Consider the following 25,348-nt stretch of genomic DNA (forward strand, 5'->3'; position numbering starts at 1 on the left):
CCGCCCGGGCGCCAGGTCTTCGCAGGTGAGAGGGCCGGTGGAGGGAGCGGTCCGCCAGTAACCCGCGACGAGACAGACAGGAGGGCCGGAACGGTGATGCAGAGGGGCGCAGAGCCATCGGCCGCGGCAGAGCCCGGCTCGGACAGCCGGGGGGTGGTCAGCGTTGCCCGGGACGTCGCCCTGTTCCGGCGGGGGCGGGCCGAGGAGACGCGGTCCGCATTGGCGGCCGAGTTGAAGAAGGTGTGGGACCACCTCGTCCCGCTGATCCGTCAGGTGTCCCCCGAGGAGCGGAGCGATATCCGCGCCGCCTTCTGGACCTACTGCGATGCTGCCGCCCACCGCCGGGTCCGCCGCCGTCAGATGTTCGTCATCGTCTATGCGGTGGTGTCGGTGCTGGCGGTCGGCCTCACGGTCTCGCTGATCACGTGGACCCTCGACCGGACCCGGCCGGTGGTTCTCCTCGCATACCTGATCACCGCGTTTCTGCTGGTCAGTGCCGTCTGGTGGGCGGTGCACCGCCGAAGCCCGATCGGCACTGCCGTGGTGGCCGTCTCTGCGGCCGCACTGGCGTGGGAGCTGCGGCCGCATTCCCCGGCGGCCGCCTGGTGGGATCCGCGCTCGGCTCTGGCGTCGTCGACGACCGACGGCCGGCGGGTGAGCGCCGGCATCGCCCTCGGATCCGGGCTCACGCTCGTCCTGATCGTCGTGTCGCTGCTCTCGATGGCGGCGCTGACGCCGATCCTGCGGTCACGGCAGGGCGGTGGCAGCGGCGACGTGCGGGCGTTCGACCAGTTCCTGGAGGTGGTGCGGCTGCTGGTCGACACCGAGCGTCGTCCCGGCATCAACCGGCGGTCCCGCATCCAGGAGGGCCTGCGTACCGCGGAGGTGGCCCTGCTGGTCATGGCGCGGGGCGGACGGCCGGTCGGCTGGGCCGCCCGCTGGCACGGCCGCAAGCACCATCGGGAGCACATCAGGAAGGCCCGCCGGATCATCGCGGAGATTCAGCGCCCCAACCCTCTCGCCGGATTGCGCGAGGTCGATGACCATCTGCTGTCCACCATGGTCACGTGCCTGATCGGCATTTGCCGGGACCAGCTCGGCGAGGTGCTCACCAGCTTGGAGGAGGCTGCTGCCGTGGCGCAGCCGTCGCCGGCGGCCCGCGCGCGGCGGGCGTCACCCGGCCGGAGGAAGCTGCGGCAGCTGGGTGCCATCACCCTGCCCCTGGCCATCCTGCTGCTCCTGCGGCACTTCGACGTGCCGATGCCCGGCGTCGGGTGGTTGTTCGGCGTCGGCGTCCTCATCCTGGCCTTGGGCAGCTTCGTGGTTCTCATGCCAGGGCTGAACCCGTTCCTCGACGGGCTGGGCAAGGTGTTGTCGGCCATCTCGGCGGTGCTGCCGTCGGTCAACAAGGAGCCGGCCGGCGGGGAACCGGCTTCCGCTCCCGAACAGCGGGCGCCGTCCGACAGCACTGACCCGGCCGAGGCCTGAGCGTCAGGGGGTGGGGTGCAGGTCGAACTCGATCGTGAGGGCGGCGTACCGGTCCGGTGCCGCCGGCCGGGGTGGCAGGTCGCGCGTCGCGCCGGTCGTCAGCTGGGACAGCAGCGCCTCGAGTGGTGACTGCGGCTCGCGTACGGAGCGGGAGACCGCCTCCTGCTCAAGGACCGTCACGTCCAGCGGGCGGGAGGTCACCAAGGCCAGGATGGTCTCCGGGCGCGGCCAGGACGCGTCCAGCCCGGACGGCCAGCTCAGCGGCACCCCGGTCAGCCGGCCGGTGCGGTCGTCGCGGCCGAAGACGTAGTCCTCGCCGCGGTGCAGGAGGCGGCCGGACGGGTGGGTGGGGTCGAGGACGCTGATCCGGGCCGAGACGCCGATGTCGAGAAGCGAGACGTACACCGGATCGTCGTCGTTGCGGACGCACACGTAGACGGGCTCGCCCACCCGGACCAGCGCGTTGGTGAGCGGCAGCGGTACCGGGCGCCCGGCGGTGACCCGACCCCATCCGATCGCGACCCGGGCGTCCAGCTCCCAGCCGGTACGGGACGCGATCCGGCGCAGCGCGGTGGCCTTGGCGACGCGTTCGAGGTCGGGCACCACCCGGGGACGCGGTGCGTGCAACGGGCCGATCGCGTCGCTGACCGTGAACAGACCTGCGGCGTCGGCGCGTACGCGTAATGCGGGGCGCTCGCCCGGCGCGGCCACCCGTACGAACGTGCTCCGCTCGACCGCCGGCACCAGAGCCGGAGGGATCTCGACCGGCAGGCGCGGTGCGGCCGCCGCCACCCGGAAGGCGCGAGCCCCGACCGGCAGGTCCGCGTGCGCCGGCGGTTCCAGCCGTCCGGTGGCCTCCGCGGGGCCGCAGCCGTCGATCCGGACCGATGCCAGGGCGCTGTCCCGCGACGGGGATTCGGCGCCCGCCGGCATGATGAGGAAGCGGTCACCGGGCTGGACCCCGAACAGCGGCGCACCGTCCAGCCGGACGCGGCCGGGCCCGATCGCCACGACCGGCAGGGAACCCACGTCGTCCTTCTCGGCGAGCTCGAACAACAGCCGGCGCGAGGGTCCTTCCGCGTCGGGACGCTGGTGCGGAACCGACTCCTCGACGTTCTGGCGTACCCGTCCGATCAGCGTCGACCAGCTCACCGCCGCGTTCCCGGCGCCGGCGAGGGCCTCCGTCAGCGCCTCGGTGAAGACGCCGATCCGCTCACCCAGGCGGCCTCCGTACTCGTTGGCGCGCTGGTCCGGGGCGCACGCGACGACCCGCACCGCGTACGGATTCCCCAGCGACCGGGTCAGGTCGATGCGCAGACCTTCGCGCAGCCGCCGGCGCAGGTGCGCGTCGAGGTCGACGGTCCACGGCTCGATCAGCGACTTCGCCGTCAGGTTCCCGTCCCGGGACATCGTGCCGGCATAGCAGCAGTCCAGGACGACGGTGACGTTGCGCGTACGAGCGGTCAGCCGGCTGAGCAGCACCGACAGCTCGACACCGGTGATGCCGCGGAAGTCGGCGGCGGTGGACCGGGCCATGTCGACCGGCACGATGAACCGGCGGTTGGCCGGCAGGATCGCGGCGCGGCCGGCGCCCGGTGTCTCGAGCGACGCCCCGTGCCCCGAGTAGAAGACCACGGCCGCGTCGTCGGGCTGCGCGGACGAGATCAGCTGCTCGTACGCCTCCAGGATGCCGTCGCGCGTGGCGTCCTCGCCCTGGCACCGGGTGATGGCGAAGCCGCGGGCGGACAGGGTGGTGGCCATCGCGTCCACGTCGTTGTCCACGCCCTGCAGGCCGTACGTCCGCGCCCCGATGAGCAGTGCCTTGCGCGCCACGGGCGCCCCCTCCGCCGACTCCGACTGTCCATCGAGTACTGACGGACGAGGCCCGGCCGGTTCGCTGTCGATGGGTGATCCGGTCGGCGACCGATCGACGATCATCCGTTCGCATCCGCTGAAGGTCCTGATTCGGGTTCCGAATCGGTCGATCCGTTCAGTGGCCGTCGCGCTCCGCGACCGCCGTCCGCCAAGCTGCGAGCGGGCGCTGTCGGAGTTGACGGCGTTTCGCATGCCGACATCATCTGTTTCCGGAAGATCGGAAGGGGCCCTCGATGGGGGTTTCGGACGAGGCGACCCAGCGCCTGGAGTACGGCTACGCACGCGTCCGCGCGCCGCAGAACGGCCCACAGGCCGGCGTGTACGCGTCCCGCACGGCGAACGTCGTCGGCACGTTCGGCCGCAGCCCCGGCCCGACCCGCGGCCAGCAGCTGCGGGACCTCGCGCGATGCGGCCGGCTGGCCGAGGCGGCGGCCGCCGCGGGACCCGCCGAGCGGACCGCGCTGACCGGGGCCGCGTACGAGATGGCCTGGCCGATCGTGTTCGCCCGGGTCACCCGCCGGATGGAGGTGAGCCGGGGTCACACCGGCTGCGCCGCCGGCGTCGACCGGCTCGCCGACGACTGCCTGGACCGGTTCCACGACGACGTCGAGGCGGTGGTCGAGGACCTGCTGGCGCACGCCCGGCAGCCGATCCTGAACCTCGAGGGGTGGATCGCCGGGCGGCTGAACGCGGCCACAGTGGACGGTCATCGCCGGCGTCGCGGTGAGCGCGGAGCGCTGCAGCGGCCCCGGCTCCCCGGCTGGCTGGCCGACGACCTGGGCCACGACCGGTGGCTGACGACGCTCGCCACGCAGATGCTGGTCTGGGTCGGGGTCAGCGGCACGGCCGGCAACCAGACGTGGCCGCTCGAGGTCTGGGCCCAGGACCGCGCGCGCTGCACGGGTGACTGGTTCGGCAGCGAACCGGCCGTGGTCGCGCAGGAGGTCGAGACGGTGCTGGCCGCGATGCGCCGCCGCCCTCAGTGGTACGAGGCGTACGTGGAACGCCCGCTGGGCCGTAAGCAGACGGCGGTGTCGGCGCTGCCGATCGAGGACGGGCCGCGGCCCACTGCGGCGCCGCTGGAGCTGGGCGACCCGTACGCGAAGGTCGAGGCCGAGATGTCCCGGCTCGCCGCCGACGCCGTGGGCGCGATCCGGCAGCGCCTGGCCAAGGGCGAGCGGATCGACGCGATCGTGGTGGACGTGATCCGGACCGTGTTCGGCGGTCCGTTCACGCCGACCATCGACCGGGCGCCGCACGACGTCGCCGACCCGATCGGTGGCGTGACCGGTGCCCTCACCGATCAGGTGAGGCTGAACCGGATCGTCGCCACCGTCCGGGACATCGTGGGTGAGCGGGAGGGCTGACCTGCGTACTGTTCGACCTCAGTGGGATTCCATGACGGCATTGCACCACCGGGCGGCGTGCGGGAATCCGGAGAAGGACGGAATCGGGCCATGACCAGTTTCGCCGAACCGGCGTGGGCGCCGGGTTCGTTCCTGGCGCGGATCACCGTGCCGGAACGCGAGGCGTTGCTGGCGCTGGGCGTCACCCGGCGGCTGCCGGGCGGCCGGCAGCTCCTGGTCGAGGGCAACCGGGACACCCACGTCGAGGTGATCCGGCAGGGCCACGTCAAGGTCACCACCGACCTCGGCGGCGCGCCGCGGCTGCTCGCCATCCGGCTGCCGGGCGACATCGTGGGCGAGCTCGCGGCGTTCACCGGGAACGGCCGGTCGGCCACGGTCACCACCTGCGGCCCGGTGGTGTCGACGGTGATCCGGCAGGCCGACTTCCTGGCCTTCCTCGGGGCGCACCCGGCCGTCGCCAACCAGGTCACCGCCACGGTGGGCGGCCGGTTGCGGTGGGCCAACGAGCGGCGCTCGGAGTTCGCCGCCTTCCCGGTCCACGTCCGCCTGGCGCACGTGCTGGGTGAGATCGCGGCGAGCTGCGGCGAAGCGGTCCGCGACGGCCTGCTGATCGGCGTCGAGCTGAGCCAGACGGAGCTCGCCACGCTGGTCGGCGCGGCCGAGGACACCGTGCAGAAGGCGCTGCGCCTGCTCCGCGACCGGGGCCTGGTGCGCACCGGCTACCGGCGGATCACCGTGGTCGACCATCTCGCGCTGCTCGCGCTGGCCGAGGAACCGGAGCTCTAGGCCGGCCCTACGTGGAGCCAGCCGTGTTCGACGAAGCCCTTCTCCGGAAGGTCGACGACCATCGGCACGAAGTCCTCCGGACGCGGTGGGCCGGCCGCCGGCACGATCACATCCCGGAACAGCACATCGGGTACGCCGAGCACGAAGTCGGCGGCGTCGTGGTCGGCCAGCGCGCGGCGCAGCGGCGGGCTGTCCAGGAACCGGTGCACGGCGATCGGGGCGGCGCCGATCCAGCCGTTGTCCCCCTCCTTGATCAGTCCCCGGTGGAACGCGACCCGCAGCCGCATCCGGTCGGCCGGGCCGGCGCGGTCGTTGAGCTCACCCAGCGCCCGGTGCAGCTCGTGCAGCAGCGCGGGAATCACCGCCGACTCGTCGATGCCGACCGGTAGCACGGTGAACTGGCCGTCCCCCTGGGGCTGCGGCGTCACCGCGGTGTCGGGGATCCCGGCCGCCCGCCGGCAGCGCGCGAGCGTGGCGACCAGGTCGCGCTGGATCCGTTCGGTGGCGGCGTTCCCGCGCCTGCTGTAGCCCGAGACGTCGGCCGCCATGCACAGCCGGACGGCCGCACCCCTGGGCACGTCGGCCGCGGTCAGAGGCTCGTCGAAGCGGACGGACTCGCTCATCCCGGCGGGGCGGCGGCCACCGCGGTCGCCGATGTCGACGCGTACGCCGAGCCGGCCGGTCACCCGGGTCGTCGCGGCGGGCACCTCCAGCAGGGCGTGCATGCCGTACGCGCGGGGGAGCAGCAGGTCGCCGCCCGGGTCGTCGTACGCCCACCCGAAGTCGGGGCTGTGCGTGCCCTTCGGCCAGGCGCGGGGCGTACCGGAGCGTCCGGTCAACCGGCGCAGCCACGTGCTCCGTTTCCGGGCGGCGGCGACCGTACGGGCCGCCGTGGCCGATGCCGGCTCCATCGCGGTGGGGCCGCTCACCAGCCCGAGGTCGTCGCCGTCGACCGCGAGATGGACGGCGCGCGCCGACCGCTCGTCCAGCGCCACGTCGAAGCGGGCGCTCAGATACCGCCGCCCTGGCGGGAGCTCGTCGAGGTCGTACGCGAACAGCGCCCCGACGTAGTGCCCGTCGAACGCCTGCGCGCGCCGACGCAACGGGAGCGGGAGATCCTCGGCCGGTACGGGGTACAGCAGCGGCCGCCCGCACCGGACGCCGCTGGTCACCCCCTCCCCGGCCGCCGTGCCGCCGCGTTCGCCGGGCGGGGTGAGGTCGCGGTAGGCGAGCAGGTCCTCGTCGATGATCATCGTTCCCCTTACCGGCCGGTGTGGACGAAGCCCGCCCAGGACGCGAGGCCGGCGGCGTCCGCGCGGCGGTCGAGCGGCAGGTCCACCGGACGGGCGCCCGGGTCGGCCATGCCGAGCTGGGCGCGGTTGAGCGCCTCCGCGGGCGTACAGCCTTCCCGGCGCAGGTAGTGGTGGACCATGATCATGAGCAGCGACGTCTCGGCGTCGGGGATCGGCCACAGCGCCCCGAACACGGTCCGGGCGCCCGCGGCGAGGAACGACGTGGTCAGGCTCAGCGCCTCGTCGTCGTCCGGGCCGGCGGCACCGGAGGCGCAGGCCGCGAGGAACACCTGGTCGACCCGGAGCGCGGCCGATCGGGAGCGGTCGAGCAGCGTACGGACGTCCAGCCGCCCGCCGGCCAGCACGAGCGCCGCGTCGGCGGGGTGATCGGGGTCGGCCGTGCCGTGACACGCGAAGTGCAGCATCGCCGCTCCGGCCGGGCGCTTGCCGATCCACTCGAGCACGGCCTGCGGGGTACCGCCGCCGGGCCCCAGGTACGTGCCGGCCGGATAGAAGGCGCGGTGAATGGTGGCGGCTTCGTCCCCCGCGTGGGGCAGGTCGCCCGTGGGATTGCCGACGATGAGCGCCGAGGCGACGGCTGCCGGCGGGTCGCCCGCCACGGCACAGAGCGAGCGGGCGGACGGCGCGTACGAGAAGACCGCCCGCTCTATCGCGTACCGCCGCCGTCCCGACTCCTCCGTGTACGCGGCATGCCACGGAACGCGGGCCAGGGCGCCCGTAGGGACCAGAACGATGCTCGGCTTGCCGCCCGGAAGCGCGCGAAGCACCGGCGCCGTGACCGCGTCCCATGCCCAGGCGCATTGCCGATCAAGGTCGTCGGCTGTGTGGCCCGCGGGCCCGTGCAGGTCACGGCTGCCGGTGGAGGGCACGGTCCTGGCTGGAGGGACGGCGCCGGTGGGCAGGTCGAGCACCGTGACCGCTCCGGACGCCGCGACGATGACCGCGGCACCCTCGACGAGGTACACGAGCGCATCGCGGCCCAGCCGGGACAGAGCGGCGGAGATCTCCGCGGCGGTGATCGGCTCGAAATCTGCCACGGCCTGCTCGCCCAGCGCGCCGAGGACCTGCAGCCGCAGCTCGTCCGGCACCTCGACCGGGCCGGTGCCGCTGCGGATGACGACCATGTCGCGTCCCCGCCCGGCGGTCGCCTCCCACTCCGTGGCGAGGCCTGCGGCACCCCGGCCGCGAAGCAGCTCCGGGACCGCCCGGGAGGCGCTGCTCGCGCGCAGCACGAGGGCGCGGCCGGCGTCGAGCGCCGCGATCAGCTGGTCGAGCGCGGTGGGGTCGGCGTGCCGGTCCGCCAGGCACCATCCGGCCAGCTCGCGAGCGTCGGCCGCGGCGGTCCGGGCCGCGGCGACCGCGTCGTCGGTGCCGGACTGTGCCAGCACCTGCCACGCGTGGCCCCGCAGCGCCGCCATGCCGAGGTTTCGGCTGCGCCGGCGGTCGGGGGCGGTACCCAGCCGCTCGGCGCGTGCGCCGTTCATGGTGATCCGCGACCAGCCGGACGCGTGGGGACCACCCAGCAGGTCGATGGCGCGCCGGTGGTGCGCGCGGGCGAGGTCCACGTCCGGTTCGTGTCCGTCCCTCTCGGCGAGGGCGAGGCGCAGGGTGCCCGCCGCGCCGAAGGCCAGGGCGGTGCGGCGCCGCTCGCCGGCCGGCAGTCCCGCGGCGTGACGCTCGACGCGCTCGGTGGCCAGCCGGGCGGTCGCCGTGTCGCCGCGAGCCATCGCCTGGATCGTCACGGCGACCCCCGTCGGGACCACCGCTTCCGGTGCGACAGCCTCGGTCAGGCTCAGCAGCGGGCCGTCCGCGGGGTCGATGATCGCGCGGAGCGCTTGAAGGTATGCGACCAGGCCCGGATCGGCCTCCGAGCCCAGCCCGGTGGCCGCGTCGGCCAGATCCGCCCGGAGCCCGTCGTCGTCGCCGGCGTCGATGTGATCCAGGGTGGACAGGACGAAGACGAGATCTTTGTCGTACGGGACGATGCCGGCGCCGCGGATCCGGCGGCCCGTCTCCTGGCGGGACCACAACGGCGCAGCGTCAGCCAAGCGCCGGGCCGTGCCGGTGTACGCCCGGTTGCCCGTCAGATCGGCCCGGAGGCGCGTCGCCATCCGTACCATCGCGTGGATCCTGGCTGCCAGGTCGCCGGGGAGGTCCGGGGCGGAGGCCGCCCGGGCCAGCGACGCCAGCGCCCGGCCCTGCCCCGGTCGGGGATTGAGCAGCTCGTCGATCAGTTCGAGCGTGGCCCGCGCGATGTCCAGGTGCGGCCAGTAGCCGGGCCACACATCCTTGGCGGTGGCGGCCACCGCCACCAGCTCACGGGTCCGGTCCACAGAGCCGCCACCGGCCAGGGTGCCGAAGCTGACGAGCGCCGTCATCAGCGCGAAGACGGCACGGTGATCGGCCGGCACGTCGTGGGCGTTCCGCACCGCCTGGTGGGCGGCCGCCACGGACTCCTCGAGGAGGGAACCGCGACGCCGGCCGTTGTCGGTGAGGAAGTGTTCCGCCATCAGCCGTTCGAAACGGGCCTCGAGCAGCTCGGGACCGGACGGTCCGGCGGCGAGCGCCCGGTCGGCGAACCCGGCCGCCCGCTCCAGCGGCTCGAGCTCCCCGGTGATCTCCCACAGCACCCGGCTCGCCGCCGCGGCGGCCAGGTACGACGCGTGGCGTGCGGCCGGGTCGGTCGTCGCGGCCGCCGCCCCGGACAGCAGGGCCACCGCGAGCCGGGCGTCGTCCGCGTCGTCCCGGCTGTCGGCCCGTGCCCAGCGCAGCGAACCGCGTGCCATCGCCGTCTCCGGTCCCGTCCAGCCGTCCGCCTCGGCCGCGTCCCAGCCCGCGATCGCCGCGTCGAGGTCCGCCGCCGCGCCGGCTTCCTGCCAGCGGCGGTCGTACGCGGTCGCCAGCGCGCACGACAGCGCGCCGCGGAACCGGCGGTCGAAGGCGGCCGGCAGTCCGGTGAGCGCCGGCTCCAGCGCGTCGATGCCGGCGTCGAGGTGCCCCGCGTCGACGAGGGCCACCCCGAGGTCGGCCAGCATCGCCACGGCCTCGTCGTGGATCGGGTGGTCCGGTCCGCCGCGGGCGATCACCTGCTTCGCCATGTCGACGGCCTCGTCCAGGTCCTCGAACCGTCCGCGCTCGCGGTACGCGCAGATGAGCGACCACCACCAGACGAGCGGATGATCGCCGTCCGGGTCCACGACGTACACCTGCTCGAACAGGTCGATGACGATGTCCAGATCCACCGCGTCGCCGGACTGCCGGTAGCGCTCGAGTGCCTCCATCCCGAGCCGCCCGATCGCCTCGCCCGGCGACGCCCCGCCCTCCGGGGTCACGAAGCGACCGCCTGCTCCCCGCGTGGAGCGGGCACTCCTTCCCAAGTGAAGGTGGCGCCGCCCGCCCGCACGGTGGCCCCCGGTGCGCAGGTCACCACGGTGCGCCCGGCCACCGAGCCGTCGCGCGAGTACTGGATGACCAGGTCGGTACGGGTGGCGCCGAGTGAGGGACGCATCGCGCTCACCTCGCCGGCGCCCGGCAGCCCGGACGTGCCCGCGGTGAGCCGTACCTTCCGGCCCCTGAGGGGTACGTGGTGCTCGGTGCCGGCCGGGGTGCGTACCCGCAGCGAGCCGGTGAGGGCGGGGACGAGCCGGCGGGCCCGCCACGACCGGAGGAGCGCGAGCAGGGCCAGCAGCAGGACGCCACCGGCGATCCAGTACCAGATGCTGCCGCGTTGCGCCGACAGGTCGCGGGCGGTGGTGGCGCCGGTCAGCGCCGGCCGGAACGTCATGCGCAGGTCACCGGTCATCGTGGCGGCCCAGGGCGAGCCGACCTCCCCGGTCAGGGCGAGCGTCGTGGTGCCGCGGACCGTCGACAGGGGAGCCGCGCGGCGCGGTCCGGCGTCCCAGTCGACGGAGATCGGCACGGTGGCGGACTTGCCGGGCGCGAGGCTCACGGGCGTGGCGGGTGCTCGTACGGTCAGATCGGGGTTGGTGCTGGTGACCGCGAGCCGATCGACGGTGAGCGGGACGTGTGCGGTCGTCGATGTGAGCGTCACGGCAACCTCGCTGTGCCCGGCGCCGATGGCGTCGTCGGGCCAGGCGACCTGGATGCCCTTGGTCAGGTCCCCGGCCAGCAGGCTCCGCGCCTTGGCGGCCCGGGCCTCGGCCTTCGGCTGTTCGAGGGCGGCGGTCAGCCTGTCGATCGCGGCCGGCTGGAGCACCCGGGCGCTGGGGAACGCCTTCTTCAGCAGCGGCGCGCCGGTACGGCCCGCGAGCGGGATCGCGTACGCGGTGACCGACGGCTGCGGCAGCTCCTTGGCTTTCCGGGCGAGCTGATTCCACTGGTAGCCCTGCGTGAACGGGTACGGGCTCCCGGCCGGCGGCTCGTGCTGCCCGTCCGTCAGGAGCACCACCGTGGCGAGGGCCGGTGCGCCGGGCCGTTCCAGCACGTCGATGGTCTTCTCGATGGCCGCGCCGATGTCGGTGTGCTGCCCGTCGGCGACCCGGGGCAGCTTCGCGACCAGCTGCCCGGGAGCCCGCCCGGCCGGCTGCGTGCGGGCCTGCGCCCGGTCCGCGAACGGCACCAGCGTCACCTGGTCCTCGGGGGCGAGCGCCGCGAAGAACGCGGTCAGGCTGCGCTTGACCGTGGCGTACCGGTCCCCGTTCATGGATCCGGAGACGTCCACCATGACGACGTAGTCGCCGACCACCCGGTCGATGCCCAGCGCCGCGTAGATGTCGTCCGGAGTGGACGGTGCCGCGCGCACCGGCCCGCCGCCGCTCGAGACGATCACCATTGCGGCCGCCACGAGAGCGGCGGCCCACCGTTTCCTCTTCACCCCGGTCTCCTTAGCGTCGACCGTCTCTGACGGACAGCGCGCGGATCCTGTCCGCCAGACCGGGGCGTGCGGGTCCCATCAGGAGGCGAGCGTCCACGCGACGCCGTAGCCGTAGCCTTCCCGCAGCCCGGTGAAGTGCCGGACCACGTCGCCGCCGCAGTCCGGCCGGATCCGCTCGGCGCCCGGGGACTCGTCGGCGAGGTCGAGGTAGGGCACCTCGTCCAGCGCCCACAGCGCGGCCGGCGGCCGGTCCGGTGGGAAGCGGACCCGCACGGTGCCGGAGTCGCACGGGTTCAACGGCACGATCGCGTAGTGGGGCCAGATCGGCTGTCCGGCGGGGAGGACCACGCGCAGCCAGAACTCGTGCTGCTCGTCGGCCGGCACCACCCGCGGCAGGTCGAGGACGATGCGGACATGGTTCTGGCCGGGCGCGTGCTCCACCTTGGCGACCCTCGCCCCGAACAGCGCGTCCACTACCAGGCCGTCGGTGGCCTCCCGGTCGGCGGCCGCGGGCAGTCCCAACCGTACGGTCACCCGGTCGAGGTCACGGCCGGCGACGATCCTGCGCATCTCGTAGAGCTCGGGTGTCGCGCTGTCCAGCCGGAACAGGGCGGCCAGCGACGTCACGCGCCAGCCCGGCCCGGCCGTGGTCTCGGAGCCGCCCGGGACGGCCGCCTCGGCCTCCTTCACCATCATCCGGCACGCCCGGTCCATCAGCCGGCGCGTCGTGCGCTCGGAATACCGGCGGCGTCCCGCCAGCGTGCGGAGCCGGTCCTCGAGGGTCCGGAACCGGTACTCCTTGTCCAGCGCGAACGCGACCCGGGCCGCCTCGCGCAGATCCGGGGGCAGGCCGCCGGCGAGGGTGGTCAGCACCGCCGCCACTCGGGGCCGGACCCGCGCGTCCCGATCGGACGCGGCCACCCCGCACAACGCCCGGAGCCCGGGGCCGAGGTCGGCCCCGAGGTCCGGCCGCTCGATGCCACGCCCGCGGCGCAGGCGTACGAGCTCGCCGTACAGGTTGAACTCCTCCGTCATCGACGTACCGACTCCCGCCCCCGTCGCCGCTCTTTCCGTTGTCCACTGAAGAACGCGGGCCGCTCGGAGATCCCGCAGATGTACGGAATGTAGGGACCCCGACAGCCACGCGGGTGGCCTGGGATCGGCCGGCAACATGGCCAGTGAGTGGCCGGAACCGGGTGGTGCCACCCACCAGGATGTCCTGACGTCGCACCCGGCTCCCGGCACGGGCGGCCGGGACCGGCGTCGATGCATTTGACAGCCGTTCGGGGTAAGCCGAACAGGATCGAGCGGCGGACGCACTCGCCACAGTTGCCTGGCTTCCGGGCGGTTGTGCGTTCAGGCCCTGGTCAGGAGCCCGCGTCCATCCGCACACTCGGTTCCTTCGGACTTTTGCCCCTTACATCGCAATCCCGTCCCGCCGCACCCCGGCGGTGTTTACCCGGAAGGAATTCTGTGACCAGCGCAGAGCCCCGGACGGCCGCGGCCGGCCGGCGTAGGCCCGGCTCCACGAACGCGCGGATGCCGGGCCCGAAGATTCCGAACCAGCGCCGGGACGCGCGGACCACCCCGACGGTCAGTGTGCAGCACCTGACCGAGCTCGCCGGGGCCGGCACCCTCGGCGGCACCGTGGCCGAGGCGGGCGAGGTCGGCCGGCGCGGGTTCTACGCGGCCGCGTACGCCCTCTGCCACCCCGTGGTGTTCGACGTCGTCACCCGCAAGGTGGAGCGGCGGCGGGGCCATGCGGGCTGCCGGCGGGGCCTGCGTCACCTGACCGGTCCCTGCCTCGACGCCTTCTACGACGACGTGGAGGCGCTCGTGGACCACCTGCTGGCGACCACCACCCCGATCGACGACCTGCCGGCCTGGCTGGCGTACTGGGCACCCCGCGCCGCGGTCGACGGGCACCGCCGGCGCCGCGGGGCGATCGGCGCGCTGCAGCGGCCGCGGATGACCGCCACGCTGGCCGCCGGTCTCGATCACGACGAGTGGCTGATGGCCCTCTCGCTGGAGATCCTCACCTGGGTCGGCGTACCGGCCACCGCCGGTGCCGACGTGTGGCCGCTGGACGAATGGGCGCAGCGCAGGGCGCTCGTCACGGGCGACCAGGCGGGCAGCACGCCGGCCGTGGTCGCGGCCGACGTGGACCGGGTGCTGGCCGTGATGCGCCGGCGCGCCGACTGGTACGCGGCCCACGTCGAACGTCCACTGGGCCACAAGCCGGCCCCGGTCGCCGCGCCACCCGGCGACGGCGTCACCGACCCCCGCCCGCTGCAAGCGGCCGACGGCCACGACGCCGCCGACGCCCACATCGCCGCGCTGGCCGGGACGGCGGTGGAGGCGATCGCCCGGGGCCTGAACCGCGACGACGACCCCGCCGCGACCGTGGTACGCGTGCTCACCAGCCTGTTCCTGGGCGGCACCGGCGCCGAGTCCCTGGACCGTGCGCCGGGCGTCGGACCCGCCTCGGACGACCGGCTATCCGCCCTGCTCACCGACCCCGCGGCCGTCGCCGGCATCGTCGACCGGGTGCTCCCCATCGTCCGCGAGCTCGAGCAGTAGGCCGTCCAGCGCCTCGCGCCGATCCGCCAGCAGCTCCTTGAGATCGGCCGGGCGGGCACCCCGCTCCAGCGCCGAGCGGTACGCCGCGCGCAGCTCCTCCTCCAGGAGGCGCTGGAGGCGGTCGCGCTGCTCGGGCGTGAGGTCCATCAGCATCGCTGCTGGACCGGCTGGCTGATCACCCATCGATTGTGCCTGGTCAGAGCGTTTTTGGATACCGCCGCCCCGCTCGGTGGCCGGATCGGACAGGTCGTCATCTTTCGGTGGCCTCCTCCCGCCGGCCGGGTCGGCCGACACCGGGGTCTGGCGGACGGGCGGCACCGGCCCGGCCCGCCACGGCCGCTGTCCGTCAGGGAGAGCGGAGGACGGCGGAGGGAGCGCGTACGCATGGACGGGGCCCAGGACCTGGCCGGCCGGATCACGGCGGCCCTGACCGGCGACGGCGACCTGGACGCGGCGATCGCCGCGGTGCACCGGCTGCCCGGGCACGGCGCCCGGCGTGGCGAGTTCGCCGCCGAGCTGGTCGAGGCGGTGATCCGCCGGGAACCGATGACGCGTCCGGACCGCCTGCGCGCGCTCGACGGCCTGCTCGTCCTCGCTGACGCCGACTCGCCGCGGACGGCCCGGTGGCGCCGGTGGCGCGCGGCCGGCCGGGCCATGGCGCTGGCCTTCGCGGCCGCTGAGCACCGGCTGCCGGACGCCGATGCGGCGCTCGCGGAGATCGACCGGCTGGCTGCCGACGCCGCCGACGCGCCCTCGATGAAGCCGATGTTCGCGTCGGCACGACTCAGCGTCGAGTACGCCCGGGCAGCCGCCGAGGACGACGCGGCGGCGATGACCCGGCTGGCGCAGCGCCTGCGCACCATCGGCGAGAGCGCGGTCTCGGCCGGCGCCGAAAGTGCGGCGGAAGTGTCCGACGTGGCCGCGGCCATGGGGGAGATGATGGCGGCCCAGCGCTCCGGCGCCGACGTCGCCGAGTCGCTCCGCAAGATCCGCGCCGCCGCCGAGGCCCTTCCGCCGGACCACCCCATGCGGGCCACGGCCGAGAACGCGCTGGCCATGTCGGGAATGTTCATCAACAGCCCGGGGGAATTGAACCCCGACGTGATCGCCGACCTTGCGTCCCGCTCCAGCTTCGGGCCCATGGACCAGCCCCTGGTCCGCGCGACGGCCGCGATCGCGGCGCTCGCCGACGAGGTCGACCCGGAGAAGATCACGCGGGCGATCGACGAGTTCCGTACGGCGATCGCGGGCGTCGGCGAGGCCGATGCGCAACGCCCGTTCTACCTGACCGGGCTCGCGCTCGCCCTGTTCCGGCTGGGCGAGGTGACCAACTCGGTGGCGCCGATGGCCGAGGCGGAGACCGTCCTCGTGGACGCCCGGCGGCTCGCCGGCGGCCCGCGCCACCCACAGTGGACGATGATCGCCGAGCTGCTGGCCGACGTCCGCAGCCGCCTCGGCTTGGACTCCGGCCGTGGCGGCCTCGACGGGATGCGCGCGCACGTCTGGCAGGTGCTCAAACAACCCGACCTGGCCGGGGCGAGCATCGCCGCCCGGGACGCCGCCGTGGACGCCGTCGGCATCGCCCGGAGGTGCCTCGCCGCGCACGACGTGGCCGGCGCGCTGCAGGCGCTGGACGCGGGCCGCGGGCTGGCGTTGTTCGCGGCGACCGAGGCGCACGACGTGGGCGCCCGCCTCGAGGACGCCGGCCGGCACGACCTCGCGGCGCGCTGGCGGGCGGCGGTCGCCTCGCGCGATCGCACACCTCCCCCGGACGACCTGCGCCGGGAGGTGCTGCGGGTGGCGTACGGCGAGGACCACCTGCTCGACCCGCCCAGCCCGGCGGAGATCAGCGCCGCGCTGCTGCGCATCGACGCCGACGCGCTGATCTACCTGGTGGCGGGGGACGCGCAGCTGGCCGGGTACGCGGTGATCGCCGCGGCCGGCGGAGGACTGAGCTACATGGCGCTGCCCAACCTGCACGCCACCGGCGCCGCCGACCTCGACGCGTACCTCGCGGCGGCCGCCGGACGTGACCTCGTGGAGTCCGGCGGGGTCTCCAGCCGCGACCTGTCCCCCCAGGTGGCCGGCCACGCGCTGGCCGGCAGCCTGGACGCGCTCTGCGACTGGGCGTGGCGGGCAGCCATCGGGCCGATCATCGAGCGGTACCTCACCCGGGTGCCGGTGCCCGCCTCGCGGCGCCCGCACCGCATCGTGCTGGTGCCGATGGGTGAGCTGGCGCGCATCCCGTGGCAGGCGGCCCGGCGTCGCGACGGCGCGTACGCGGTCCAGTTCATCGCCATCTCGCAGGTCGCCTCGGCGCGGATGCTGTGCCGGTCGGCCGCGCTCGCACCGGTCGCGCCGTCCCCGCTCGGGCTGGTGGTCGGCGACCCGGACACCGGCTCGTCCGGGCTCGACCTGCCGGCCGCGCGGGCCGAGGCGTACGCGATCCACCGCCAGTTCTACCTCGGCGCCCGGTACGTCGGCCGTCGCCCGGACGGCTCGGTCAGCCCGTCCGGGCCGGCCGCCGTCCGGCAGGTGCGGTCCTGGCTCACCGCGACGTCCCCGGCGGCCGGCTCGACGCTGCACCTCGCCTGTCACGCGCTGATCCAGACCGACCCCGGCTCGGCCACGTCGTACCTGCTGCTGGCCGGCGGGCAACGGCTCACCGTGGACGAGCTGGTCGGTCTGCTGGGCGGTGCCGAGGATCGCGCGGTCGGGCTGGTGGTGCTGGCCGCGTGCAGCACCGGCCTGTCCGTCAACGGCTACGACGAGGCGTACAGCCTGGGGACGGCGTTCCTGGCTGCCGGCGTACGGTCGGTGCTCTTCACGCAGTGGAAGATCCCGGACGCCGCCACGTCGGTGCTCATGTACATGTTCCACCGCTACCGGATGGCCGGGTCCCGGCCGGTCTGGGACGCGCTGCGGCGCGCGCAGCTGTGGATGCTCGACCCCCAGCGGCAGGTCCCGCCGGACATGCCTCAGCAGCTCCGCGACCAGCTCGACCGCACCGACCCGGCCGCGGTCGTCGGCTGGGCCGGCTTCGTCCACGGGGGACAGTGATGACGGATTCCCTGGACGCCCACCGTGCGAAGCTGGCCCGGCTCACCGGGCCGGCCCGGACCCGGACGTTGCTCGAGCTCGGGCAGAAACTCGCCGACGTGTACTGGCGGCAGGGGCCGGGACAGCCGGCCGGGCTGCCGTACCTCAACGAGGCGATCGCGGCGATCGGCGAGGCGTACGGCTACTTCGCATCCGACGACGCCTGGCGCGGTCAAGTGGCGAGCCAGCTGGGGTGGCTGCACGGCGTACGCTTCCTCGCCCACGCCGGCCCGGAACCCGACCGCGACGCCGGCGTCGCGCTGCTCGAGGAGGCGCTGGCCTTCCCTCAGCTCTCGCCGGTGATCCAGGACATGTCGCGGATCGCGCTGGGTCAGCTCTACCTCGCCCGGGCGACCCGGGTCCTGCAGTCACCGCAGATCGCGGCGATGCTGATCGGGCCGGGCCTGCCGCCGCAGGCGCTGGCGGACGCCGAGCGGGCGGCCGAGCTGTTCCGGACGATCCTGGCCCGGCCCAGCGCGGGCGCGGAAGCCGTCGAGGCCGTGAAGGCGTCGCTCGCCGTGGCCGAGGCCTTCCGGGACGCGATGGCGAGCGTCCCCGGCGGCGCGGCCGGGTTCAACATCGGCGGGATGATCCAGGCGATGCAGGCACTGCAGGACCTGCAGCGCCTGCAGAATTCCCGGAGTGGCCGCGGCGGGGCGTTCCCGGCGATGCGGTCGTTGTTCGACGCCGACGCGATGAGCCGGCTGGACCCGCTGGACCGGCCGGTGGCCGTCGTGGACGCGCCGGCGCCCTCGGAGCCGCCCCCGGCGCCGACTGCTCAGCCGGACCCGATCGTGCCGGACCAGGCGGCTCTGCGCCGGGAGTTGCACGTGCTGGTGGCGGCGGACCGCGACGTGTTCGCCGCGCTCGCCGCCGCGCTGGGCCCCGACGGCCGGGACCTGGCGGTGGACGCCATCGACGACATGGTGGCGCTGGCGGTGGTGACAACCGCCGGGACCGGCGGCGACGACACCGATCAGCTGATGCTCGCGGTCGCGCTGTACCTGCGCGGACGGCTCGACGCCGACGGCTGGGCGCTGGAGCCGGGCGGCGACTTCGAACTCGCCGGAGCGGCGCTGGCACGCGCCGACCATACGCTGCGCGCCACGACCGCCGAAGCCGTCCCGGTCCTGAACCGCCTGGCGGCGCTGCTGGACCGCGCCCGGCCCGCCGGCCATTCCCGGTCGCGGCAGCCCTCGATCAACGACGACCCCTGGATGGGTACGGTGTTCGTCGCCAACCCCCGCGGGGACCGGCCGGCGGCCTCATCCGACGCCGTCCTGGTGCTCCGGGCGTTCTACCCGGCAGCCCGCCTGCTCGGCGCGGGTCCCGCCGAGGCCACCCCGGCCCGCCCGCAGACGGTCGTGGCCGCCCTGCACACGCCCCTGCTCCAGCTGAGCTGCGCGGTGACCCCGGCGGGCGCCCTGAAGCTTGCGGAGGGCACCGAGCTGACGCCCGACCGGATCCGTACGGCCCGGACCGCGGGCGGGCTCGCCGTGCTGCCACCCACCGGCGTGGGCCTCACCGCCCTCGGCGACGCGCTGCTCGCGGCCGGCTTCCGCGGCGTCGTGACGTGGAAACGCGTCGTACCGTCCCGGATCGCGGCGCTGATGCTGTTCATGCTGCACCAGGCGCTCGCCGGCGACCGCCTCGACCCGGCGGCGGCCGTCGCCCACGTCCGCGACTGGATGCGCGACCCGCGCCGCCCGAGACCCGCCCGCCTCCCGGACGAGTACGCGCCCACACTCGCCCGCCGTGAGCTGGTCGACGAGGCGTACTGGGGCGCCCTCGTCTTCCGCGACTGCTGACTCTGTCCGTCAGATACCGGCATCGGACCGACAGCACCGTCAGGAGGTCGCCATGGCCCGCAAGTCCGAACAGCAGATGATCGACGACTCGCGCCGCGCCGGCCGGGAACTCGCACTCGCCTTCCAGAACGGCGTGACACCTCAGCCCGTCCCCGTCAAACTCGCCCTCCAACCCGGCGAACTCTGCGTCGGCGCGATCCCGATGAACGTCTACCAATTCCTCGAAGGCGACGGCGCGTACGTCAAACGCTCCGGCGGCTGGATGCTCGGCGGAGGCGTCTTCGGCGCCGTCTACAGCGCGGTCAACCTGACCTCCAACGCGGTCGGCAACGCGGCCCGCAGAGCCAAAGCAACCCGCGACGCCGCCGGCCAATGGCGCCACGTCGACACGGGCACGGTCTACCTGACAAACCGCCGCTGGAGCATGCAAACCACCACCACGTGGCACGACCTCTGGTTCTCCGACATCCGCATGTCGGACTGCGACGGCAAGATGGTCGACCTGGAGATGGCGGGCATGCCGCGGACAGGGCTGGTCATCCCCGCCCCGGACTACTGGTACGTGATGTTCAACAAGCTCGCGTACGACCGGGTGGTCATGCCCCCACCCCCACTGACAGGCGCCGCCTGACGCCCGCGAGAGCGGACGTATCGGCTGCGCGACCTCGGGTAACGCCCTGCCCAGCCGTCCTCGGTACGACGAATGGAGCACTCACCTGTTCCAGCGCGCGCTCCGGGAAGCCCAGACAGCTCGACTCGCGACGTGAGACGCCAGTGCCGGGTCCGCGAAGGCCATGACGTCGTCGACGACCCGCGCGAAGGTCTCGGGCAACTTGGCGGCGTCTGGTCCAAGGCGGCGTCGATAGGCGGTGTAGGCGCCGGCGCGGATACGGCCGTAGTCGCCGATGACCTCAGTGAGCGGCCGAAGGGCGACATCGCGGTGCTCTGACGTCGCGGCCAGGGCAATGAGCAGATCTGCCGCGGTGATGTCGTGGCCACGGGTGAGCGTCCAGATGTCGGCATAGTCGCGGACCCGGGTGTTGCCGGCACCGAGCTCGACGGCGGTGCAGAGCTTCTCCGCCAGGACGACCGGTAACGGGTACCCCAGGATGCTCAGGTTCGGGTGCTCGTTGAGCAGGGTTGGGTAGTCGACGACGGTCGGTGGCGGGGCAATCGGGTCCCCTGTGCTGATGTCCAGGCGCAGCTTCACAACAGCGCCGGCGACGGTCGCATCCATAGCGATCCGAAACCCACCGTAAAGGTCCCCGTCGCGGATGCTGCTCGCCGTAACGGTGTCGGGACGAAACTCCACCCCGTCTTCGACCGGCGCGGGCAATGCGGCGATCTCGACGACCCGCCGAAGGACCGCGTCCTCGTCGAGATTCAGGTTGCGTACGAGGAAGTCAGCGTCGACAGTGGCGCGGCGGGCGTCCCAGGCGGCCAACAGCATTCCGCCTTTGAGGACGAACCGGTCCGAGTACCCGCTGACCTCGAGGCGGGCGAGGAACCGCTCGAGAACGTAGACCACCATCAGCGTCTGGGTCTGACGGCCTTGCCTGCGGGCCAGATTTTGCAGGTCCAGATATGCACGGCCACCTGCGTCGGCGCGGGTAGGGCGGGTCACGACATCCCTTTCATGACGCGGCCAAGACGTCAACCACGGCCCGGACCGGCCCGAGCACATCCAATGCCTTCGCGTACGCGAAGAGTTCGGCGATCCGAGCGTCACGCCGGCCCAGGTAACGGCGCAGGGCGATGTGCGCGACCGACTCGCCGAGCTTGTTCCGCATGCGCATCAGGTCGACGGCGGTCCGGCCCGGCGAGTAGATCCTCGCCCGCTCTCCCGGCGCGACCTCGACGGAGTCCAACCCCAGCTCGAAGGTCGCCGGGTCCCAGACGAACACCTCAACCGGCGGATGGTCGAGCTTCGGCGGCCAGGTCCGGCGCGGTACGGCAATCTGCACCGCCATCGGGATCTCATCCGTCAGGTCGTGCACCGCCGCCGCCGACAGCAGACACACCACCGCCCGCGGAGCCCGCAGCGAGACTGCCAGCAGATCCGGGTGTGCTGCCGCCGGCGCATCCGCGCGACGAAACACCCCGCGCGACAACTCGATGAGCCCGCCACCCTCTCGGGCTGCGTACAGATCGCGTGGGTGCAGACCCGCGGCACGCGCCTGCCCCGTCGTGAAGGTCGACGGGAGACCTGCCAGCCCTGCCATGGATAAAATCCTAGACTTGTGGACAGCGAATGACAAGTTATCTATCCGCAGGTGCTCCGAACGCGCTCTGGCCAGCGGTGGAACGTCTGCCGGTCGGCCAGATGGCGTCGCTGGGCATCGATGGGACGCCCGGGCACTCCGGGAAACCACCTGGTAGGTACGATGTGGGCCGTAGGCCCTCGTAGCTCAGGGGATAGAGCAACGGTTTCCTAAACCGCAGGTCGCAGGTTCGATTCCTGCCGGGGGCACCACGCAACTGCAGCGTTCTCAGTCCGTCGGCGGGCGGCCGGCCAGCACGCGCAGCCGCCGGGTGCATACTCCGTCGCGGAGATGATACCCAGGCTGTACCGCCCCTGGTCGTCGCAGCTGAAGCCGAGGGCGAAGCTGGCGACCGTGTCCTCGAGTCGGGCCCAGATGACCTGTACGTGCTGCGGGGTGGGGTCGTCGATCGTTCCGGGGTGTCCGTGCCACAGGCGGTCGTAGCAGGGAGCCGGGTAGCCGAGGCCTACGACCAGGAGGTCCGGGTCGGCGGTCGTCGCGTCGAGGTATTCGACGTAGAGCCCGCTCGACAACCTCTCCAGGGTCAGGACGTCCCGCTCGGTCATCATCACAGGGTAGGTCCGATTTCTCGCTTCCTGGGCGACCCGTCGGGGTGTGCGTCGGTCTCGTGAACCGCCTGGGTGACGGCGGTTTGGCGGGGTGGCGTCCGCGGGTACCTGGGCGGCCAGGAGGTGGTGATCATGAAGTTCGTGGTCAAGAAGACCAGCAACGGGCAGTTCCGGTTCAACCTGGTGGCCAGCAACGGCCAGGTGGTGGCGACGAGCGAGTCGTACCAGCGTAAGGCTTCCGCGATGGACACGATCGCGTCGATCCAGAAGAACGCGGGCGGCGCCTCGATCGATGACGAGACCGTCGCGGACTGACGGCCGTCCGCCCGTTCGGATTAGGCCGATCTTCCATCCGATGTGGACCACCTCGGCGATGCCTTCCGTCGCCGGCGGACCCTAGCGTCAGCTGACCCGGTACGACGAACCGGGGAAGCTGACGAGGGCGCACCGGAGGGGGAGGCGTGCCTCACGAGACAGCCTTGATCGGCCGCAGGGGTGAGGTGGCCCGGCTCGCCGCCCAGCTCGACGACGTGCGGGCCGGGAGTGCCCGTACCGCCCTGGTTGCGGGTGAGGCGGGCATCGGCAAGAGCCGCCTTCTGGCGGCGTTCGTCGCCGAGGCGGGCGCGGCCGGTTCTCACGTGCTGGCCGGTGCGGCCGAGGAGCATTTCGGCGCGCCGATGCCGTACGGGCCGATCCTGGACGCGATCGAGGGCTTCGTCCGGGACTACGGACCCGATCGGGCCGCGGCGCTCGGCGGGCCGGCGTACGGAATCCTGACGAAGTTCTTCGACCTGGGCGGCGACCCGATGGGCTCGCAGCAGCAGGTCTTCCTCGCCGTGCGGCGGATGCTCGACCACATCGGCGGTGATGCGCCGGTCGTGCTGGTGCTGGAGGATCTGCACTGGGCCGATCCGTCCACTCTCGACCTGGTGCGGCATCTGGGCCAGGCCCGTCCGGAGGGTCGCCGGTTGTTGCTGGTGGGCAGCTACCGTTCGGTCGGGATCGAGCGGGACGCTCCGCTGCTGTGGCAGCTGCTGGGCAGCCCGGCTTTCCTGCGCCGCACCGAGCGCATCGAGCTGGGCCGGTTCAGCCTCGACGAGGTGCGGGAGCTGGTGAGTGCGGACAGCGCCGGCCGGGTCGATCCGCGGCTGGTGCGGCGCTGCTTCGAGTGGTCGAGCGGGAACCCGTTCTTCGCCGAGCAGTTGATGGCCGCGGGCGCCCTGGCCGAGCCGGACAGCGTGCGGTTGTCGGCCGACCTGATGACGATCATCCTGGCCCGGTTGCACACGCTGAAGCCGGTGTCCGGTCAGGTGCTGCGGGTCGCGGCGGTCGCCGGCCGGGCGATGAGCCGGCGTCTGCTGCGTACGGTCAGCGGGCTGCCCGGGGAGCAGCTCAACGAGGCGCTGCAGGAGTGCTTCGACCGGCAGATGCTGTACGCCGGTGACGACCAGGACGTGTACCGCTTCCAGCACGCCCTGCTGCGGGAGGCGGTCTATCAGAGCACCGTCCGCGACACCCGCGTCGATCTGCACCTGGCCATGGCCCGGGCGCTGACCGCCGACCCGGGCCTGGGGCTGGTCGAAGGGCTGGGCGAGGGTTCCGCTGCCGCCGAGCTGGCCAGCCACTGGTATCTGGCGGGGAGCTGGCCGGAGGCGCTCGGCGCGGCGGTTCAGGCCGGCCGGGCCGCCGTACGCACGCTGGCGTTCCCGTCGGCGGAGGTGCAGTTCCAGCGGGCGGTGGAGCTGTGGCCCAGGGTGCCGCAGGCCGAGTCGCGCGCGGGCATGTCCCGGGTCGAGCTGCTGGCAGCGGCGGCGGATGCGGCGCGGTGGGCGGGGCACGTCGAGCCGGCGGTCGAGCACATCCGGCGGGCCGTCGCGGAGGCCGGCGACGCCGATCCCGACCGGCTGGGGGAGTTGCACGAGCGGCTCGGCTCCTACCTGTGGGAGGCGGGCCGGCGGGCGGAGTCGCTGGCGGCGTACCGGCGGGCGGCCGCGCTGCTCGGCGACCGTCCGCCGTCCGCGGTGAAGGCCCGGGTGTCCGCCGCCCTCGCGCTGGGCGATCTGCAGGCCGGACGGTACGCCGAGGGCCGGCAGAAGGCGGACGCCGCGCTGGCCATGGCCCTCGACGTGGACGCCGTCGCCGAGCAGGGACGCGCGTTGAACGTCTCCGGGCTGGCGCTCGGCATGCTCGGCGACGCCGACCGGGGCGTGGAGCGGCTGCGTCAGGCGCTGGAGATCGCCCGGTCGGTCAACCATCTCGAGGACCGGTTCCGGGCGTACGGAAATCTGGGTCTGGTGCTGGAGAACGCCGGCCGCTTGCGGGAGGCGGCGACCGTCACCACGGAAGGGCTGGAGGTCGCGCGGCAGTTCGATCTCGCGTACACCCGGCAGGGCACTGTGCTGGCCAACAACGCGAGCGCCGCGCTCGTGCTGCTCGGCGAGTGGGACGAGGCCGACCGGATCATCACCGAGGTGTCGCTGGACCGGCCCCCGCAGGAGAGCCTGTACCCGCGGCTGACGCTCGCCGAGGTGAGGGTGGCGAGGGGTGACTTCGAGGGCGCTCGCGAGCTGCTCGCCTCGATCGCGGACGTGGAGCATGGCGAGGATCCCCGGTTCCTCGGCCCGTTGCACACGGTCCGGGCCGAGCTGGCGCTCGGTGAGGGGGACCTGGCCGGGGCGGCCGCCGAGGTGGCGCGCGGGCTGGCGGTGGTGCGCGACGGCGAGAACACGCTGGAGCTGTTGCGGTTGTGCGCGGTCGGCATGCGGTGTGCGGCCGACCGGGGCGACCCGGCGGCCGGTGACGAGCTCGCCCTGGTGGCCGGGGCGGTCCGGCGCCGGGAGCTGACCGCCGAGGAACAGCAGCTCCTGTCGCTGTGCGCCGCGGAACGGAAGCGGAGCCGGCGCGCCGGCACGGCGGAGGTGTGGTCGCAGGTCGCCGCCGGCTGGACCGAGCTGGACCGCGCCTATCCGGCGGCGTACGCCCGGTGGCGGGAGGCCGAGGTGGCAGGCCGTGACCGCGACCGGGCGAAGCGGGCCGCCCGGGAGGCGCACCGGGCGGCGAAGGCGCTGGGCGCTGTCCCGCTGGCCAGGCGGATCGAACGGTTCGCCGCGCGGGTCGGCATGAACCTCGCGGAAGCTGCGCCACCGTTGCCGTACGGCCTGACGCCGACCGAGTGGGAAATCCTGGGCTATCTCTACGAGGGGCACGACGCCGCGCGCATCGCACAGATGCGTGGCCGGAGCCGGCGGACCGTGGAGACGCAGATCGGCCGGGTGTTCCGGAGGCTCGGCGTGCGCAACGCTGTGGAAGCGGTCGCCCTCGCCCGGCGGGAAGGGTTCTACACCGCGGCCTGAACCGTCCGTCAGAGA

At 73.6% G+C, this 25,348-nt stretch carries 17 protein-coding genes and 1 tRNA gene; 10 read left to right on the forward strand and 8 right to left on the reverse strand.

Features of this window, described 5'->3' with window-relative positions:
- The first annotated feature begins 153 nt into the window (after positions 1–153).
- Positions 154–1,488 (forward strand): hypothetical protein, encoded by a 1,335-nt coding sequence (locus IT780_RS30010; protein ID WP_199515165.1) that lies wholly within the window; start codon positions 154–156, stop codon positions 1,486–1,488.
- Between the two features lie 3 nt (positions 1,489–1,491).
- Here IT780_RS30010 and IT780_RS30015 read toward each other — a convergent pair whose 3' ends face one another.
- Positions 1,492–3,321: a caspase family protein gene (locus tag IT780_RS30015; RefSeq protein ID WP_199515166.1), complete on the reverse strand. Its 1,830-nt coding sequence runs from the start codon at positions 3,319–3,321 to the stop codon at positions 1,492–1,494.
- Between the two features lie 275 nt (positions 3,322–3,596).
- On the opposite strand from IT780_RS30015, the gene IT780_RS30020 reads away from it, so the two are divergent.
- Both IT780_RS30020 and IT780_RS30025 read left to right on the forward strand, forming a co-directional pair.
- A complete protein-coding gene (locus IT780_RS30020) occupies positions 3,597–4,730 on the forward strand; it encodes a hypothetical protein (RefSeq protein ID WP_199515167.1) in 1,134 nt (377 codons plus the stop codon).
- Positions 4,731–4,820: 90 nt separating this feature from the next.
- Positions 4,821–5,516, forward strand: a complete 696-nt coding sequence (locus IT780_RS30025; protein WP_199515168.1) for a Crp/Fnr family transcriptional regulator — start codon at positions 4,821–4,823, stop codon at positions 5,514–5,516.
- Here IT780_RS30025 and IT780_RS30030 read toward each other — a convergent pair.
- The 4 genes from IT780_RS30030 to IT780_RS30045 all read right to left on the reverse strand — a co-directional run bounded on the left by IT780_RS30030 (position 5,513) and on the right by IT780_RS30045 (position 12,698).
- Entirely contained in the window at positions 5,513–6,769 is a 1,257-nt protein-coding gene (locus IT780_RS30030; RefSeq protein ID WP_199515169.1) for a hypothetical protein, read from the reverse strand. The two genes, IT780_RS30025 and IT780_RS30030, sit on opposite strands and share 4 nt — an antisense overlap.
- Positions 6,770–6,777: 8 nt before the next feature.
- Positions 6,778–10,161 carry a CHAT domain-containing protein gene (locus tag IT780_RS43265; protein ID WP_199515170.1) on the reverse strand — a complete coding sequence of 1,128 codons (3,384 nt, stop codon included), beginning with the start codon at positions 10,159–10,161 and terminating at the stop codon, positions 6,778–6,780.
- Positions 10,158–11,663, reverse strand: a complete 1,506-nt coding sequence (locus tag IT780_RS30040; protein WP_199515171.1) for a vWA domain-containing protein — start codon at positions 11,661–11,663, stop codon at positions 10,158–10,160. The genes IT780_RS43265 and IT780_RS30040 overlap by 4 nt, the downstream gene beginning before the upstream one ends.
- A 78-nt stretch (positions 11,664–11,741) precedes the next feature.
- The gene (locus tag IT780_RS30045) at positions 11,742–12,698 is read right to left on the reverse strand and encodes a hypothetical protein (RefSeq protein WP_199515172.1); all 957 of its coding nucleotides are present in this window, start codon (positions 12,696–12,698) and stop codon (positions 11,742–11,744) included.
- 438 nt (positions 12,699–13,136) lie between these two features.
- Between IT780_RS30045 and IT780_RS30050 the strand changes: the two genes are divergently transcribed.
- Positions 13,137–14,243: a hypothetical protein gene (locus IT780_RS30050; RefSeq protein ID WP_199515173.1), complete on the forward strand. Its 1,107-nt coding sequence runs from the start codon at positions 13,137–13,139 to the stop codon at positions 14,241–14,243.
- On the opposite strand, the gene IT780_RS30055 is transcribed toward IT780_RS30050, so the two are convergent.
- Positions 14,160–14,426 (reverse strand): hypothetical protein, encoded by a 267-nt coding sequence (locus IT780_RS30055; RefSeq protein ID WP_199515174.1) that lies wholly within the window; start codon positions 14,424–14,426, stop codon positions 14,160–14,162. The genes IT780_RS30050 and IT780_RS30055 overlap by 84 nt on opposite strands.
- A gap of 201 nt (positions 14,427–14,627) precedes the next feature.
- Here IT780_RS30055 and IT780_RS30060 point away from each other — a divergent pair, with 201 nt between their 5' ends.
- From IT780_RS30060 to IT780_RS30070, 3 genes are read left to right on the forward strand one after another with little or no spacing between them, the layout of a single operon-like run.
- On the forward strand, positions 14,628–17,303 hold the full coding sequence (locus tag IT780_RS30060) for a CHAT domain-containing protein (protein ID WP_199515175.1): 2,676 nt from the start codon (positions 14,628–14,630) through the stop codon (positions 17,301–17,303).
- On the forward strand, positions 17,303–19,150 hold the full coding sequence (locus tag IT780_RS30065; RefSeq protein WP_199515176.1) for an amino acid adenylation domain-containing protein: 1,848 nt from the start codon (positions 17,303–17,305) through the stop codon (positions 19,148–19,150). The genes IT780_RS30060 and IT780_RS30065 overlap by 1 nt, the downstream gene beginning before the upstream one ends.
- Before the next feature lie 52 nt (positions 19,151–19,202).
- Entirely contained in the window at positions 19,203–19,781 is a 579-nt protein-coding gene (locus IT780_RS30070) for a hypothetical protein (RefSeq protein ID WP_199515177.1), read from the forward strand.
- A gap of 81 nt (positions 19,782–19,862) precedes the next feature.
- On the opposite strand, the gene IT780_RS30075 is transcribed toward IT780_RS30070, so the two are convergent.
- Positions 19,863–20,774 (reverse strand): nucleotidyl transferase AbiEii/AbiGii toxin family protein, encoded by a 912-nt coding sequence (locus IT780_RS30075; RefSeq protein WP_199515178.1) that lies wholly within the window; start codon positions 20,772–20,774, stop codon positions 19,863–19,865.
- 10 nt (positions 20,775–20,784) lie between these two features.
- A complete protein-coding gene (locus IT780_RS30080) occupies positions 20,785–21,372 on the reverse strand; it encodes a type IV toxin-antitoxin system AbiEi family antitoxin domain-containing protein (RefSeq protein WP_199515179.1) in 588 nt (195 codons plus the stop codon).
- A 175-nt stretch (positions 21,373–21,547) separates the two neighbouring features.
- Here IT780_RS30080 and IT780_RS30085 point away from each other — a divergent pair.
- From IT780_RS30085 to IT780_RS30095, 3 genes are all read left to right on the forward strand, one after another.
- Positions 21,548–21,623, forward strand: a tRNA-Arg gene (locus IT780_RS30085).
- A 489-nt stretch (positions 21,624–22,112) separates the two neighbouring features.
- Positions 22,113–22,295, forward strand: coding sequence for a YegP family protein (locus IT780_RS30090; protein WP_199515180.1), 183 nt, complete (start codon positions 22,113–22,115; stop codon positions 22,293–22,295).
- Positions 22,296–22,441: 146 nt separating this feature from the next.
- Complete coding sequence (locus IT780_RS30095) at positions 22,442–25,333, forward strand: ATP-binding protein (protein WP_199515181.1); 2,892 nt, start codon at positions 22,442–22,444, stop codon at positions 25,331–25,333.
- Positions 25,334–25,348 lie beyond the last annotated feature (15 nt).

The sequence above is a fragment of the Nucisporomicrobium flavum genome, from assembly GCF_016464385.1.
GTDB classification, from domain to species: Bacteria; Actinomycetota; Actinomycetes; order Mycobacteriales; family Micromonosporaceae; genus Actinoplanes; species Actinoplanes flavus_A.

Excerpts from the sequence above, each read along its gene's own strand:
- IT780_RS30045 (WP_199515172.1), bottom strand. The coding sequence starts at position 12,698 with ATGACGGAGGAGTTCAACCTGTACGGCGAGCTCGTACGCCTGCGCCGC.
- IT780_RS30065 (WP_199515176.1), top strand. The coding sequence starts at position 17,303 with ATGACGGATTCCCTGGACGCCCACCGTGCGAAGCTGGCCCGGCTCACC.
- IT780_RS30070 (WP_199515177.1), top strand. The coding sequence starts at position 19,203 with ATGGCCCGCAAGTCCGAACAGCAGATGATCGACGACTCGCGCCGCGCC.
- IT780_RS30090 (WP_199515180.1), top strand. The coding sequence starts at position 22,113 with ATGAAGTTCGTGGTCAAGAAGACCAGCAACGGGCAGTTCCGGTTCAAC.
- IT780_RS30055 (WP_199515174.1), bottom strand. The coding sequence starts at position 14,426 with ATGGGTGATCAGCCAGCCGGTCCAGCAGCGATGCTGATGGACCTCACG.
- IT780_RS30020 (WP_199515167.1), top strand. The coding sequence starts at position 3,597 with ATGGGGGTTTCGGACGAGGCGACCCAGCGCCTGGAGTACGGCTACGCA.
- IT780_RS30080 (WP_199515179.1), bottom strand. The coding sequence starts at position 21,372 with ATGGCAGGGCTGGCAGGTCTCCCGTCGACCTTCACGACGGGGCAGGCG.
- IT780_RS30025 (WP_199515168.1), top strand. The coding sequence starts at position 4,821 with ATGACCAGTTTCGCCGAACCGGCGTGGGCGCCGGGTTCGTTCCTGGCG.
- IT780_RS30060 (WP_199515175.1), top strand. The coding sequence starts at position 14,628 with ATGGACGGGGCCCAGGACCTGGCCGGCCGGATCACGGCGGCCCTGACC.
- IT780_RS30030 (WP_199515169.1), bottom strand. The coding sequence starts at position 6,769 with ATGATCATCGACGAGGACCTGCTCGCCTACCGCGACCTCACCCCGCCC.